Genomic DNA, 14,917 nt, shown 5'->3' on the forward strand with positions numbered 1-14,917 from the left:
GCCCCATCCAGTCACCAAAAACCAGTCTTAGGCGTCGGAGTCGTCCGTTTCCTGTTCTACCAGGTCGCGTACGCGGTCGAAGTGGCTGTTGATGTGCTCAGGCATTGACTCGAACTCTTCGTCGCCCACAGGTCGCGCCCGTCTTTCACTCCGTGCCATTGTTCGAGCCTCTTGACGAATTTTTCGACGTTCTCACGTAAATCCTCTTCGGCGGCATCGAAACCTTCGTTCGCCGGGAGCGACGGCGAGACATCCTCCGACCGGATTTTCTCGCCATCGCGGTAGACGTCTCGATGCAGGCCTTCCTCGGTGATGTCGTGGCCACCGGCTGCGGCGCGGTCATGATCGTAGCGGACGACCTCACGCCAGTCGCCCTCCAGCCAGTATTCCAGTTGGATCATGAAGCGCGTAACCCCGTTCAGTCAAGCTAGTCGTCACTCAGATGTGTATCCCGCATTGATTGGAACGTGTATACGTCGGTGAGGCCCGGCTGATCAACTGTGAATGCTGCGGGCCGAGTCTGTTTGCCGTAGGTTTTTGTCACCCGGGGGTCCCCATCAGGCGGCGTGTTGAGCGCTTCAATAACATCGTGGGCCGCCTCTCGATTTTTGACAATCCAGATGGCAGCCTCCGGGTCTTGGGCAGCGAGTTTGTCGTAATCCTCGGGGATGGCCCGGCTGGCGTCGTTGTTGATCCGCTCGGCTTCGAGGGCGGCGACCACCCCACCCGTCTCATCGACGGCGGCCGCATCGAGTCGCCCCTCGGCGACCTCGAAGTACTGCTCGACATCGACGGCCGGTGAGTCCGGATTCTCGACGTACTCGGCGGTGAGAAACTGCGTCCCGACCTCAACCATTGCGACGTGAAGACTCGACTCACTGAGGTCGCCAGCCCCGGCGCCGTGAGCGACCCCTTCGCGGTGGCGCACGCCGATCGCGTCACGCCCATCGGGAGTCACCGTGTACAGCGTATGAGGATACCGACAGTCACGGCTAATGAGACCTGCTTCGCGGAGCTCATCGAGTTCGTCGGCGGCGATGCCGACGTACTCACGGAGCCGGCGCATGCTGTCGCGGGTGATGTCGTATTCGAGGTCGGGATCGTACCGGCCCTGGTGAGCGGAGTACACCGCTTGGAGAAAACGGAGTCCGGCATCGCTGACTGGGCTCTGTTGGCGTTCCGCGTAGGTGAGCTTGAGCGGTAGATCACAGATGGGACAGTCGTCGCGATCAACCGAGTCAGGATCGTGACAGCAGCCGATCGCTGCCCGGAGTCCGTCCGGTGAGGGATCGTACCGCGTCTCACAGGCGACACAGACGAGCGCGTGCCGCTGGTCGTCGTAGGTGACCGGATCGGGGAGCCGCTCCGTGTACGGCAGCGCGGAGTCGATCCGCGGTGACGCCGCAGTGGTGGGTTCTGGCTCTGTCTCGGCCTCGGTATCGGGCACATTGTCACCAGTTCCTGTCGTCGCTGTCGTCGTCGTCAGATCGAGGCCATGCGTCTGGCGCGTCCGATCCCGACACGTCTCGATCCGGGCAGTGACTGCGGTTTCACGCGCCGGCCGGAACCCGTCCCCCTCCGGATGCCCCGGCGGCAGCGGCGCACTCGCGATTAGAAACGGATAGGGCGGCGCTGTGTTGAACGGCGCCGGAAGTCGCACCAGCCACTCGCCGCGGCTGAGCGCGCGCAACCGATTCCCGATCGCCGTTGGATCGTGTTCGGCCGTCGCGAGCCGCTTCGTGAGTGCGTCATCGACCGGTACGCTCCCCGTGACAATCGTGGAGACGTTGTTGAGCAGCTCGACGTACGCCGTCTCATTCCGAACGCGCAGCTGGCCAGGGAACTGTGTGGCGAGGGTGACACTACAGCCGAACGACCGCCCCTGGGCGAGTAGCTCATCGACGATGCCGGAGGTGACGAGTTGCGCCGCCTCCTCAAGATACAGGTTGACCAGCGGTCGATCGTCCGAGCCCGTGGTCTGAGCACGGCGCTGGAGCGCGGTCCACAGCTTCGAGAGCACCGTCCGTGTGAGCGCCTGCTGGCTGGCATCCCGCAGGCTCCCCGTGTCGATAATAACGACCGCGTTTTCGTCGATCACGTCTCGGAGATCAAAATACGGATCGTCGGCGTCCGGAACGTGGTTGAACAGCTGGCTGAGCCGATCATCAAGCGGGATCTTCTCGATGCGGTTGTGAACACCCTGAAGCAGCTCGTCGAACGTCTGCTGGCTGTTGGCGGCGACATTGTATAGCATTGACTGGAGCTCGTCGTCCACCACTGGCGGCGGCTCGCCTGTTTCGTGGAACCGGGCGGCGGCCTGCTGGAGCTCCCGATGGGCGAACGCGTCGCTCCCATGCACTGGGTCGAACAGCGCCTTCACGAGCAGGCGGATAATGTCGGGCGAGCGGACCGCCTGGTGGAACCGCTCGGGCCCCATGATCCCTTCGAGAATCTCGATGTAGTGATCCGTGAGATCCTCAACGGCCGTTGTCCGGTCGATCCCGGCCGTGAGCTGATCACGAATATCGAACACCGAGAGGGCGGGCAGCGTCTCCCCACAGTCGAAGTAGTAGACGTTCTCAAGGGTGTTGTACTCGGCGTAGTGGGCGCGGCAGTAGGCCGTCGCCATGTCGTCGCCTTTCGGCGTGACAAGAATGTCGGCGCCGTCCGTGGCCGCGTGGTTCGCGAGCAGTCCTGTAAGCAGGCTGGTCGATTTCCCCGAGCCAGTCTTGCCGAACCACGCCACGTGAAACGGTTGGAGGGCGGGTGGAACAGCAATCGGCTCACTGGTGGGCTCACCATCTTGATCGAGCGGCTGGCCGAGCGTGAGTCCGGGTGTCTGATAGCGGTCGAGTTGGCTGGCGGGCGGCGGCGGGAGTGCTGTCCGGTCGGCAGCGGCCGGGTCCATGGCGCGGTCCCCACCCGTGGTGAGTGCGGGGCCGTCCAACAGACAGGCGGCTGGCGCGGTCGCAGCATCCATCACCAGCCCACGGCTGCGGTTCGCCGTCCACGGGAGTGTCGTTCGCGCCGTCTCGTAGGTCGGCTCGTGAACCGTTCGTTCGCGGATGGCGTCGGTGACCGGCGCGACCGCCTCCCCTGTCCGTATCCGGCCGTCGATGGTGTAGTAGTCGCCGCTGAGTGTTTCGAGGGCGGTCGCCAGCCGGCGGGCGAGCGACCGTGCGTCGGGGCCGGCGATCACACACCGGGCGTTCACGCAAAACGCGTGTTGGGGGTCAGCTGCGGCGATTGACTCCTGCCGGCCGGCCGTGGCTGGATCGGGCCGGTTGGGGGTGGCTGTGGCCGCCCGCTCTCGGGCGTTTGTAGCTAGCACGTCACCGACCAGATCATCAACAAGCCGGCTCCCCATGGTGTCACGGCCTTCATCGAGTTGGCGCTGTCGGTCGCGAGCGTCGCCACGCCAGTCGCGATAGCGCCGGCAGACGACCTGGTAGATGACGGCAGCGGTCGTGTCGGCGAGCGTCTCTGCAATCACCGCTAGCGGCGGCCGCGTGTCATCCGCATCTTGAAACGCAGTCAGAGGGGTGAGCCGCGTCTGCCAGTCGTCACGCCGCTCGGCGTCACCCACCCACTCGACGGCAGCCAATTCGGCGCTCGGGTCTGCGTCGTCGTCGGCTGAGGCTGTCTCCTCCGAGGGTGAGTCACCGACATCTGGGTCTGTGGTCTCATCAGTGGGAGCGGAATCATCGCCGATGATGGTCTCATCGGCGTCTGGATCTGTGGCTTCAGCGGGCGACTCCGTCAGCGAGTCCACCGGGTCGGGCGTGGCCGGCGTGAGTTCGTACTCGTTCGGGCAGGCGGTGCGTAACCCTTCTCGGAGTGGTTCGACGGGTGCGTCCTCGATCCCGGCGTACAGCATGAGATCGGCGTCGGTGCCTGGGGGACGCTGGAGGCGAAACTCGATGGTTGGTGGGGCCGGCCCACTGAGCCGACTCAGCCAACTACCGGTGCCGGTGTCCGCGTCGATGCTGTGGAGACGACAGAACCCCTGTTCGACGGCGTCAGGCGACAGCTGCGTGTCGGTCGGTCGGAGGCGGAGGTGCGTGGCGTCCTGCGGCGGGGTGGGGTCTTGGTGATCCCCCATGCGGTGTAAAATGTGATTTCAAAGTTGTTAATCTTATGCCAATATTGGTAGTATCGGCGTTGCTGTCACCCTCAGAGAGCCAGTATGGCGTATCCTGGGGAGGTGTCGCCTCCACGTGTGTCGTCTCGGCTGGCTGGCGAGTGGAATTGTCGGTGTTTGTGGCGCTCCCGAGGGGCGGGAGCGCACATGGCCGAATCCCACCCCGCGAGCGGGCCCGTCACGTTCGGTGACGCCGACGCCCGCGCCGACCAGATGCATCAGGCGATCGATCAGTGGCTCCACGAACTCGTCAATAGCGTTGACGAGGCGCGTGCGAGTGAGGCGTTCCAGCGGTGGCTCGACGTCCAGAGTCAGTTCCACGACTACTCGCACCGAAACACGCTGCTCATCACCCTGCAGTGTCCGGAGGCAACGAAGGTTGCCGGCTATCGAACCTGGCAGGAGGAGTTTAACCGGCAGGTGAAAGAAGGCGAATCCGCAATCTGGATTTGGGCGCCGCTGATCTCACGTCAGTGTCCCGACTGTGGGAACAGTCCTTCTTATCACGCGGACAGCGACTGCGCGTACGATGAGACACCACCCGATGAGTGGGATGAGGGCGTGGTCGGGTTCAAACCCGTTCCCGTCTTCGATATTTCACAGACCCAGGGGGAACCCCTGCCCGAGCTGGAGACGGCGGCTCAAGGCGAGGCCGATGAGCTGCTAGCTGGACTGCTCGCGGCAGCCGACGCACTCGGTGTGACGGTCGATGTGGTGAGTGCTGGTGCGTGGCCGCACGGCGACGCCGACGGCGTCTGTCGGCATGTCGACGACACACCCCACATTCAGGTGCAGGAGGCAGATCCTGCAGCCGTCGCGGGGACGCTCCTCCATGAGTACGCCCACGCGCTGTTGCATGACCCATCGGATACGGCCGATCACGAGGCACGCGAACTGGAAGCCGAGGCGGTCGCGTACGTCGTCGGGCGCCATTTCGGGCTGGAGATGGACGGATCGGCGCTGTATCTTGCCGCGTGGAGCGATGATGACGCAGATCGGCTCCTCGAGCGGTGTGAACGGATTCGAGCGACAAGCACGACAGTGATCGAGGCGATTGCCGAACAGCGCGATCACACTCACTAACAAGCGCCTGCGCGACAGCCAGCATTGGTGGCGGCCAGACGATTTGTAGAGACTAGAAGGCGAATACACCCGCGTTTAGGCGGGTGATGAAGCCGACATGGTGGGCAGCAATTCACCAGCCGAACGTCTGTCCCGAGTTTCACATACCGAGGTGTAATTGAGAAGCCACTCTATGCGGAGGTAGGAGTCGGTCGGAACGGAGCGGATTCCGAACCGTCCTTTGGAGGCGGCCTGTCCGCCCACGTAACGAGGCAGTATCCGAAAGGGCAGTCGGTGAACGCCACATCCTTGAAGGGTGTGTCGCTGCCGACTGCTCAAAGCGCGCGACACGATACCCCCAACTCCGTTGATTCCTGCCAGCGTCCCCGTGGCACAAACAACACTGGGACGCCGTACACGGTCGAGGATAGGGGCAACGGCCATTTGGCATGGCCAGCAGTCCACCAGTCCGATACTGTGGGACCAACCGTGCCCGAAAGGACTGGGAGTCTGGTGATTGGACTGCGAACCTGAAACTCCCACCGCTCGGGATCCCTCCGCGTTAGCGCGGAGGAGGATGTCAATCGGTCTCCGGAGAACACATACCCATGAGTGGAATCGAGCTTCGAGATAACACACTCGTTGTCAGACGCGAGCCGAACCAACTTGACGAGCTCGCAATTGCGTTCTCAGAGCTCCTCGATCAGATCGGCATCACACACGTGTACATCACTGGGTACGTGTCGATTCTCGCAGGGCGTGCACGCTCAACCGAGGCTGTCGACGTGCTCATCGAGCCGATCGATGAGTCAACGGCGGAAGAGCTTGCGACAATGCTCGAAACGGAAGGATACTGGGGACCAGTGATGCCGCTCACGTCGATGTACGAGATGCTTGCGAACGGCGATCCGATCTGGGTCGCCCCAACGGGTCAGGTGACTCCGCATCTTGAACTGAAGATCGTCGGCGATGAGTTCGACCGCGCATCGCTCTCTCACGCGATTACCGCGCAGATTGATGGCAAATCGATCCCGATCGGCCCGCTTGAGCTCCAGATCGCGTACAAATTGTCGCTTGGCGCCCAGAAGGATATCGAAGACGCAGTCCACCTGTACACCCTCTTTGAGGAAACGCTTAGTGGGTCGCGGCTTGAAACGTGGGTACACCGACTCGATGTCGACGCCGAATATGACCGACTCAGAGACGCCTGATCAGCTCGATGCGAAACACGACCGCAATCGTGAGCAACGCATCGCGGCGATCAAACGCTGGGTGTCGTACATTCAATCGGAGCCGCCCGAGGTGTGGGGGCCACAGCAGAACGCGGTGGTCAACGGTCAACTGACTGCCGCTCAACACGCGGCGACCTCAGCAGCGCATCAGCAACACGTGGCCGATGTTGCCCAAGATATTCTTGCGATCCAAGACGAGGACAGCGACACGACAGACTTGAGGACAGATCGTTAGTACGTTTCAACCGGGACACCGAGTCGGTTGAAGTCCTCGACGTTGGCTGTGAGGACTGCGTCATTGAGGACATCAGCCATCGCGGCGATGTAGCCGTCGTTCGCCCCGACACCCGCGTTTTCACCGGCGCGGTCGTCTGCCGCCGCGAGGAGTTCACCAGCTCGCCGCGCGATCTCGTCGTCAACCTCGATACGCGGATATCCGAGCAGCCGATTGCGCAGCGCCTGTTCGGTGGTGGTGCTGCGGGCTGTCGCGACCCCATAGTAGGCCTCCGCGACGACTGGCGTCGGTAACCACTGCATCTCGCCGGTTTCGACGAGTTCTGCCCCCTTCGAGAACGCATTCGGATCTTCCGCCATGAGGTCGAAGAGGTACGACGAGTCGATGATCATTCGGTGGTTTCGCTGGCGTCAAAGGCGGCCTGGGCAGCATTCAATCGGTCGCGGTCACGTCTGCGCAGATCCGTCACCGCTTCTTTGGCTGTGTCGGCCTCGTCCTCAGTTAGGAGTCCGGCGACATCGCCCGGGTGCGGACCACGCGTCATGCGACGAAGCGTTTCTTCCATCGTTTCGTCACCCTCCTTGTGTGCAGTCAGCCACTCGTGGTATTCCTCCGATACTCGAATGGTTTTGACCATGAAATATATAGGGATATATGTGTTTAAGAAGGTTGTGACGTAGATTGCATTAATTTTATTTCAGAATTTATATGTATACTTTCCACCGATCCCACCGCCTTAACACAGGGAGTAGTGCTCTCGGAGTCTGCTGGCTGGTTCGGCGTCCAGTAGGGTTTGTATGGTGCTCCGAGGGGGTGGACACCATGTCCAACCAGTCATCGTCCCCAGAGCGATCTGGGACCGAGACGCGGGGTACCGAGACGGTTGAGATGACCACGGCCGATGAGGTCGCCCAGTATCTGATCGAAGACCAGATGGCGGATCTCACGGATGCGGTTCGTGAGGCCGTCCAGAACGGGGTTGACAGTCCCGGGTCGTCGCGGGTGCTCGTGAGCGTCACGCCCGAGCGCACGGTTGTGTGTGATGACGGGACGGGCGTCGATCTGGGGAGCGAGAAGGGGACGCGGGACCTCTCCGTGCTTGGCGCGGGGACGAAAGAGCGAGCAGACGACACCACCCTCGGCGAGTGGGGGATCGGGACAGGTGCGATCATCGCGAAAGGCGCCGTGCGCATCTGGAGCGGGCGACACGCGCTGTGTTTCGACTATCAGGGTCAGCGGACGACAGAGCCGTTCGCAGCGGTGGCTGGCCGTGAGGGTGTCGTTGTTGAGACGGAGCACGCGTTCGACGGTGTCTGCGTGACCATCGATCACTACACGGGTGAGGTGCCCAATCCGGAGAGCTACCGATGGCGCCGGATCGTCGAGCGCCTCCGTGAGCGGTTCGCGTATCTCACCTTCCGGACCGACGTTACGGTCGTTGTCAACGGTGAGCCCGTCGATCGCGGGCATCCGTTTGCGGCCGTCGCTGACAGTCGGGTGTCCGTAACGCGTGAGACCGACGACGCGTATCTGGCGATCGAACATGCGCCTGAGGACGGATTGGACGTGTACAGCAACGGCCTCTTGGTGACCACCGATCACGACGTCGGCGTGGGTGGTGTCGTCGTCTCAAAGGGGAACCTGACGCTCAACTTCGGCCGCACAGCGGTTCAGTCGGGGTGTGAGCGGTGGGACCGGATCCAGGATGCGATCGCCGACGCCCGGATCGTGCTGTACGACCAGGTGGGCGATGACGCGCTCGACGGTCAGACGCGCGATACAATGGCCGAACTGCTCGTAAGTGATGCGACACTCCGCGAGCGCTGGCAGGATCGGGATCTCTTCCAGCTGGTGACCGACACCCCGGTGAGTCTCACCCGGATTCAGGCGGCTCCTCAGATTGCGTTTCAGGAGGGCGCCAGCCACGGCGGGGATGCACTCGTCGAGCGGGGTGCCATTATCCTCGATACGACCGATCCGGCCACCAAGCGGTTAGCGGCGGCGGCCACAGAGAGCGACGCCGAGATTGCGCTGCCGTCGCGGTTCGACGTCGCGACACGTGCTGAGGAGGCGGGCGTCTGGCAGGGGTACAGTCGGCTGGCGGACACTGAGCTCGCAACACGGCAGGCGCGATACCTCTTGTTCGCGCGGGCGCTGGCCGACACAATCGGGATCGATCGGACGATTTACTGGGGTGAGGCGACCGCCGATGCGTGGACAGACGGGCACACCCGGATCGTGCTGACAGATTCGGCAGTGACGAGCTCGAAACGCGCCGTGTGGACTCACGATCTCTTCCTCACCCTGTGCCACGAGGCGGCCCATGACCGATCGGACAAGCGCCGAACAGCCCACGGGCGACGGTTCGAGAGTCGGTTTCGCGAGCTCGTCGAGGATCCCGCGGTGCGGACGGCGTACACCGAACTGGTGACGGCAGTCCACGAGCGAGGGTTCCAGCCGGTGTTCCGCGAGCGGGGCGTCTCGCTCGGATAACGGTGCGGTTTGTGTGGCTCCCAACGGGTGGGAGCCATGTTCACCCACATAGTATCGATCGGTATCGGTCGCATCGCTCGCTTACTCGATCAGCCGCCGTGGGGATCGTGTTCACAGCCACCGAGAACACGAGCACAGTTCCCACACCACGGAGACGACTCGTCGTCTGTGAGCGCTGTAGACGGATTCAACCGGGGAGTTGGTGATGGCGACCTATGAAGCGTGTCCACGCTGTGGGGCGCCGGTCGCGATCGTCGTTGTGCGTGGTCCACAGACCGCAATCTGTCGTCCGTGTGGGCATCGGGTGTTGCCGCCTCGGGGTGAGTAGCACCGATGCAACGCTCACATTGTACACACAAAAAGAACTATGCATACTGGCTCACAACGTACACATAATGAGTAGCGATAAGAAGCGCGTCCAGTTTCGGGCGCCCCACCGCCTGATTGATCGCACTGACGCGCTCGCAGCTGTCCTTGGCGAGGATCGCACAGACATCCTCGTGACCGCCCTCCGCGAGTATCTTCAGGAAGCAACCCATGATGACGCACTCATCCAGGAGATCGCAGCCGCCTACTACGATGAGCAGATCTCGTTTGAAGAACTCAAAGCACTGGTTGGCGCCGAAGAAGCGGCGAACCTCCGCGTGTTGAAACAGCAGCTGGATGAGGACTTCATCGACGAGATCGCCGACGCCTAGATGTCCCGGCTTGTCGCCGACGCCTCCGCGCTCGTCTCTCTCGGGATCGTCGCTGATACCGATCCTGACCCACTCGCGCTCGCTCTCTCCCAATACGAGGTTATTGTGCCAACCGCGGTCATCGCGGAGCTCGAAGAGGTTGCCTCGTACGAGGATGTCCATGGCGGTGCTGCAACCGCTGTCCTCGACCGCACTGCGCAGTTTGAACGACAGTCTGTGGTACTCGACGCTGGCTTCCCACTCGATGATGGGGAGAACGCTGCTGTCTCCCTTGCAAACGACCTCGACGCCGCGCTGTTGCTCTGTGATGAATTCACCCAGATCGGGCTCATCCATGCGTCGCTCGCTGATACCCGGCTTGTCACGACACCGACATTGTTGTCGATTCTCGTTCGCACCGGTCAGCTGTCAGCCGCCGATGCACGCACGCTTCTCGACAACATGAGCGACGCCCGCAGCTGGGACGCGAACAGCTATGTCCAACGGGCCCGCTCATTGCTCGAAGAGTCGTGATTAGCGTCGTTTTTTGTCTCTACTACGATGCAACATCCGGCTGAACAGCCGCCTTACTCTGTGAACTACCCCACCCTACTCGCTCACGGCTGACGCGGTTCGCTCCTTGAGGGTGGGGCTTCCTGTTTCCACGACGCGCTTTGCAGACACAACGGTGTCCACAGGGAGCGCAGTCTCCACAGGCGTTGATTCGGAGTGAACCACTCCTATTTCTTCGAGGCCGCGAGAAAGAATATTACACGCCGCGTTCGCATCTCTGTCCGCTTCAAATCCACAGGCGGGACACGAGTGTTCGCGCACCCACAGCGGTTTATCTGTCTTGACACCACAGGACGCGCACTCTTTGGTCGTATCTTTCGGATCAACCGAGACCAAGTGCGTTCCCTCACGCTCGCATTTGTATTCGAGCATCCGAAGGAACGCCCCCCACGCCGCGCCTGCTCGATTCCGTGAGTTGCCGGGGAGTTCGATCAACCCTTTCACATCCAAGTCCTCGACGGCCACAAGGTCGTATTCTCTCGCGTAGTGGTTCGATAACTTGTGAAGGAAGTCGCGTCGCTTTCGCTTGAGATCGGCGTGTCGCTCGGCCACAACTCGGCGCTGTTTCTCCCAATTCGCAGAGCCGTGTTCCTTCCGTGAGAGTTCGCGTTGGGCGCGTTCGAGTCGTTCGCGTTCGTTGCTGAAGTCGGGGCTGTCAATGGCGTACCCATCGGTATCGTGGGCGTACTTGAGAATCCCCACGTCGATGCCAACGACCTTCTCGGGCATCTCTGGTTTTTCAGGCGTGACTTCCCCCACATCGATGCCGAAGGTTGCGAACCACTCTCCCGTGGGTTCTCGTTTGACCGTGACCTGTTTGATAGTCGCGTTCCCGGGCATGTCGCGGTGGAGGTGAATAGGAATCTCACCGATTTTGCTCAACCACAGCGTAGGCCGACCACTCGTATTCTTGAGTTCGAAGCCGGACTGGTTATAGGTGAGCGAACGGTACTCTCGGGGCGGTTTCCACTTGAGCATCCCCACAGCGCGTCCGTTCTCTTTCTGCGCTTTGAGTGTGGAGAGGTTGTCGTAGACGCGCTTGACGACCATCTGTAGGACTTTCGAGTGAACGTCCCCGAGGCCGTCCCACCGCGATTTGAGGTCGGGGAGCTGCCCCTGTACCTCGTAGCGGGCCGGAATGTCATCTTCCTCGTTGAGCAGGTAGAGGACGTGGTTGTAGAGTTGCCTACAAGTATCGACGTGGGACAGAAGCGTCTCGGTGAGGGCTTCCGGCGGGTCAAGTCGATACTTGTAATTATATTGCATGGTTTATTCGCCTGGGTCGGGTTCGGAGACGCGGACGACTTTCACGTCGGCCCCCCGCCAGCGTTTCGGGACGATGACATGGGCACTATTCCCCGACGGTTTTGCCGTTCCATCGAGGATTTCCTCGCCTTCGATTTCAAATCTATCCATCATCTGTGTATAGACTTTGGATAGACATAAACGGAATGGTGGGCCTGTGGGCCGCGAGTGTCGCGGGTGTATGAGAACCGTGCGGCGCTGTATCCCCTCCCTACTGCGCTACTCGGTCGCTTCGCTCCCTGCGTTGCTCCTTGAGGGAGGGGACTTAGCGCCTAATTCCAGTTAATTCTCACAGCTCCCCACGTGGGGACACCTACTAACAGCTCGCGTCGCTCGTGGTGTTTGTGTCTCGCCGCGATGGGTGCCGGCGAGACAACCGCCGGCGTGATTCGATGTCGACCCGCTGTCAACTCCGGTTCGTTCGGACCCTCGACGATGGCCGGACAACCGATCCGACCGCGCCAGTTGCACAGGTGTACACTCATTCTGACGGGTATCCAGCAGGCATCCTCGGACAACTCCACCAACTCAAACAGTTGTTGGAGGCGACGACCAGCGTGCGGGGGCCGGGGTACGCGGCCGCCCAGTACGTGTTCCTCGACATGCTCACGACGCTGCCGCTGTATCTCGATCCAACGCGAGATGCTGATCGACGTGTTGACGCGCAGTCGCCCGTCGACGTCTGTGATCCGGCTCGGATGCAACATCTCTCCCAGCCACTGTTTCTGCTCGGCCACGGGATTGAGGATCCCCAAGCGGGCATCCATGGGGATGAGGAGTATCTGTACATCGTCGCGATCCCGCCCTACGAGCTGGCACAGGTGGAGCCGCCCGCGTGGCAGGTGGCCGTGAGCGAGCCGTGCGGTTTCCCGCGGTGGGACGATCAGACGAGCGACGCGTTCACCGAGGCCACGTGGCAGTTCGAGGGATCGCTCACGGACGCGATCAACTCCTTCTGTGATTAACCTACACTGGTAGCGATCTGCGGGGTCTGTTGGATAACAATCCGCGGCTGTGACCAGTTGCTGATCGAGACTTCACCGGTTCTCTTTCCCCACCACATGTGGCGCAACATGTATTTTATGCGAGCGTATACCGCTGCGTATGGCAACTGACGACCCCCCGAGGAAACCACGGTCAGCGACCGGGGGATGGTAACAATCCCGGCAGCCATCCGTCGGCGTCTTGACATTGAGCCTGGCGACAAGCTTCGGTGGACGACTGACGACGAGGGGACCCTCTTTGTGGAGGTCGTCAAGCAGCGCTACGGCGCGTTCGATGACTTCGAGCCAGTCCCGATGGGGGGTGGTGGATCTGACACGTAGCGAGCGGAAGCCCACCCCTTTCAGGGATGGGTGCAAGCGATAGGCACAGAGAACCAGTCCACAGCCGACACTCTTGCCGTGATTCCCGCGTCATGATTGTTCGGTGGGCCACCAGACGACAGCGCGACTGCCAACTTTCCATCGCTCTACTTGACCTTTCTCTTCCAACTCTCGAAGCCGCCGAAGAACGGTCCGTTTCGGCGCATTCACCACGTCTGCTAACAATCCGGCAGTTGCCACTGGCTTGTCTATCTGGTTGAATCCATCTAACACTGTTTTGCCTGTCAGCGTTCGTGGCCGACCACCGCTCGATTCCTCACTCATGTACTAGCGTTGTACGGCATCAGTCAAAAACACTGGACATACTCGAAATCGTAGCCTTTACACTATTGTCGTACGTGAGACAAAATAGACGATGGCGGCCACAACCGGTGAAAAGCGAACGCGAACTAACATCTTCACTCTCGCTCCCCGCGAGGAGTGGAAGAAGGTGTGCCTCATCGAGTTGCTAGACTCGGCAACCGCCCTTGTCAACATTGTCACCTACCACCGCTGCCAAGCTCACTTCGACGACAATCAGACGCGAAGCGACGTGTGGAATGCCATCACGAAAACCGAGATACGAAACCGCTTCCGTCCAGTCCTCGGTCGGGCGATCACTGATAAGATGCTCGACAAATGTGATGAACAGTGGAATGCATTTTTCGAGCAACTCGACAACTACTACGACGGTGAACGCGACGACAAACCCGGCGTCCCCGGCTACTGGAAAGACGACGACAAGCGCGTACTGAAAGCGTGCATCCGTAACGACGCCTACACTGTCGAGTGGGGCGAACACAGCCGGATCGAACTCGCACTCGGCAGCGAGTTAAAAGAGAAGTACGGCATTCCACTCAACAAACGCATTCGCGTTCCGATAAAGGGCAATCCACAGTACGACGGTCACGGTGGGCGCTTGGAGTTGGTGTACGACCGATCCGCCGAATCATTCACGGCAAAGCAGCCAGTCACATTTCTGCATGACACAACACGGGCCACGGATTCCAGCGACAAGGGATGCGTGGCCGCCGTGGATGTCGGTGCGAACAACTTCGTCGCCGTCACCACCACCAACGGCCACCAGCGCGTCTTTCACGCCCGTCCACTATTCGACCGCTTCCACCACTACACCGAACGAATCGGTGAGTTACAGTCTCAGCTTCCTGCACAGACGGATAGCAGTCGGTTGGTAGAGAAACTGTATGCGAAGCGCACGAGACACCGCAATCACGCTCAAGATGCGCTCGTTCGCCACCTCACACGTCTCTTCTCAGAGTGGGGTGTTGAGAAAGTATTTGTCGGGAAGTTAGATGATGTCCGTGAGAAACACTGGTCAGCGACAGTCAATGAGAAGACGGATCTGTTCTGGGCGCACGGTCGCTTCCGTCGCAGAATGCAGACCGTCCTAGAGGGGCAGTGTGGCATCAGTGTCGAAGAAAAGTCAGGGGCAGGTACATCCAGTCACTGCCCACGCTGCGATGAAGAGGCGCACGTCTCGCGCAACGGCGACGTGTTCCAATGTGGCGGATGTGGTTTTGAAGGCCACAGTGATGTGGTGGGAAGCGAGAATTTCCTGCAAAGCATGGTGGATGGCGATGTTGATTTCACCGGAAGAAGGCCGATGGCACGGCCTGTGGACTCAGGTCGGAACGGGCCTGAGAGGGGACACCAGACAGTGCCCCGCCTCGAGTGGGACGATCACTGCTGGCGACAGCGTGGTCACGCGACCAAAAAGGAGCCCACAAACCAGAGTACCCGCAAGGGGAATCTTGCCTCAGAGTTAGGACCGGCCTGAATCACCCACCGAGGAATCCCACGGCTTCAGCCGTGGG

Annotated in this window: 16 protein-coding genes; 9 read left to right on the plus strand and 7 right to left on the minus strand. The window is 61.1% G+C overall.

All coding sequences use genetic code 11. The features are described 5' to 3' along the window. Positions 1–56: 56 nt before the first annotated feature. Both NO900_RS06670 and NO900_RS06675 read right to left on the minus strand, forming a co-directional pair. Positions 57–401, minus strand: a complete 345-nt coding sequence (locus NO900_RS06670) for a DUF7718 family protein (protein WP_256408441.1) — start codon at positions 399–401, stop codon at positions 57–59. Positions 402–427: 26 nt separating this feature from the next. Then, positions 428–4,102, minus strand: coding sequence for a type IV secretory system conjugative DNA transfer family protein (locus NO900_RS06675; protein ID WP_256408442.1), 3,675 nt, complete (start codon positions 4,100–4,102; stop codon positions 428–430). 186 nt (positions 4,103–4,288) lie between these two features. Between NO900_RS06675 and NO900_RS06680 the strand changes: the two genes are divergently transcribed. The 3 genes from NO900_RS06680 (at position 4,289) to NO900_RS06690 (ending at position 6,670) form a co-directional block, all read left to right on the plus strand. Further along, a complete protein-coding gene (locus NO900_RS06680) occupies positions 4,289–5,224 on the plus strand; it encodes an ArdC-like ssDNA-binding domain-containing protein (protein ID WP_256408443.1) in 936 nt (311 codons plus the stop codon). A gap of 587 nt (positions 5,225–5,811) precedes the next feature. Next, entirely contained in the window at positions 5,812–6,414 is a 603-nt protein-coding gene (locus NO900_RS06685) for a hypothetical protein (RefSeq protein ID WP_256408444.1), read from the plus strand. Then, on the plus strand, positions 6,392–6,670 hold the full coding sequence (locus tag NO900_RS06690) for a DUF8150 family protein (protein ID WP_256408445.1): 279 nt from the start codon (positions 6,392–6,394) through the stop codon (positions 6,668–6,670). Before NO900_RS06685 ends, NO900_RS06690 begins: the two co-directional genes overlap by 23 nt. On the opposite strand, the gene NO900_RS06695 is transcribed toward NO900_RS06690, so the two are convergent. Beyond that, the gene (locus NO900_RS06695) at positions 6,667–7,062 is read right to left on the minus strand and encodes a PIN domain-containing protein (RefSeq protein WP_256408446.1); all 396 of its coding nucleotides are present in this window, start codon (positions 7,060–7,062) and stop codon (positions 6,667–6,669) included. The two genes, NO900_RS06690 and NO900_RS06695, sit on opposite strands and share 4 nt — an antisense overlap. Further along, a complete protein-coding gene (locus tag NO900_RS06700) occupies positions 7,059–7,307 on the minus strand; it encodes a hypothetical protein (protein ID WP_256408447.1) in 249 nt (82 codons plus the stop codon). The genes NO900_RS06695 and NO900_RS06700 overlap by 4 nt, the downstream gene beginning before the upstream one ends. A 251-nt stretch (positions 7,308–7,558) precedes the next feature. On the opposite strand from NO900_RS06700, the gene NO900_RS06705 reads away from it, so the two are divergent. The 3 genes from NO900_RS06705 (at position 7,559) to NO900_RS06715 (ending at position 10,374) form a co-directional block, all read left to right on the plus strand. Then, on the plus strand, positions 7,559–9,163 hold the full coding sequence (locus tag NO900_RS06705; RefSeq protein WP_379791715.1) for an ATP-binding protein: 1,605 nt from the start codon (positions 7,559–7,561) through the stop codon (positions 9,161–9,163). Between the two features lie 395 nt (positions 9,164–9,558). Further along, a complete protein-coding gene (locus NO900_RS06710) occupies positions 9,559–9,861 on the plus strand; it encodes a hypothetical protein (RefSeq protein WP_256408449.1) in 303 nt (100 codons plus the stop codon). Next, positions 9,862–10,374, plus strand: a complete 513-nt coding sequence (locus tag NO900_RS06715) for a PIN domain-containing protein (RefSeq protein ID WP_256408450.1) — start codon at positions 9,862–9,864, stop codon at positions 10,372–10,374. It begins immediately after the preceding gene. 75 nt (positions 10,375–10,449) lie between these two features. Here the strand turns inward: NO900_RS06715 and NO900_RS06720 are convergent, their stop codons facing one another. After that, entirely contained in the window at positions 10,450–11,679 is a 1,230-nt protein-coding gene (locus tag NO900_RS06720; protein ID WP_256408451.1) for an RNA-guided endonuclease InsQ/TnpB family protein, read from the minus strand. Positions 11,680–11,682: 3 nt separating this feature from the next. Further along, positions 11,683–11,829, minus strand: a complete 147-nt coding sequence (locus NO900_RS06725; RefSeq protein WP_379791700.1) for a DUF2080 family transposase-associated protein — start codon at positions 11,827–11,829, stop codon at positions 11,683–11,685. A gap of 281 nt (positions 11,830–12,110) precedes the next feature. Between NO900_RS06725 and NO900_RS06730 the strand changes: the two genes are divergently transcribed. Further along, positions 12,111–12,683, plus strand: coding sequence for a hypothetical protein (locus tag NO900_RS06730; protein ID WP_256408453.1), 573 nt, complete (start codon positions 12,111–12,113; stop codon positions 12,681–12,683). 186 nt (positions 12,684–12,869) lie between these two features. Continuing rightward, the gene (locus tag NO900_RS06735; RefSeq protein WP_256408454.1) at positions 12,870–13,043 is read left to right on the plus strand and encodes an AbrB/MazE/SpoVT family DNA-binding domain-containing protein; all 174 of its coding nucleotides are present in this window, start codon (positions 12,870–12,872) and stop codon (positions 13,041–13,043) included. A gap of 90 nt (positions 13,044–13,133) precedes the next feature. Here NO900_RS06735 and NO900_RS06740 read toward each other — a convergent pair whose 3' ends face one another. Continuing rightward, positions 13,134–13,367: a winged helix-turn-helix transcriptional regulator gene (locus NO900_RS06740; RefSeq protein WP_256408455.1), complete on the minus strand. Its 234-nt coding sequence runs from the start codon at positions 13,365–13,367 to the stop codon at positions 13,134–13,136. A 91-nt stretch (positions 13,368–13,458) separates the two neighbouring features. Here NO900_RS06740 and NO900_RS06745 point away from each other — a divergent pair, with 91 nt between their 5' ends. After that, a complete protein-coding gene (locus NO900_RS06745; protein ID WP_256408456.1) occupies positions 13,459–14,880 on the plus strand; it encodes a transposase in 1,422 nt (473 codons plus the stop codon). Positions 14,881–14,917 lie beyond the last annotated feature (37 nt).

The sequence above is a fragment of the Halorubrum rutilum genome (genome assembly GCF_024494565.1).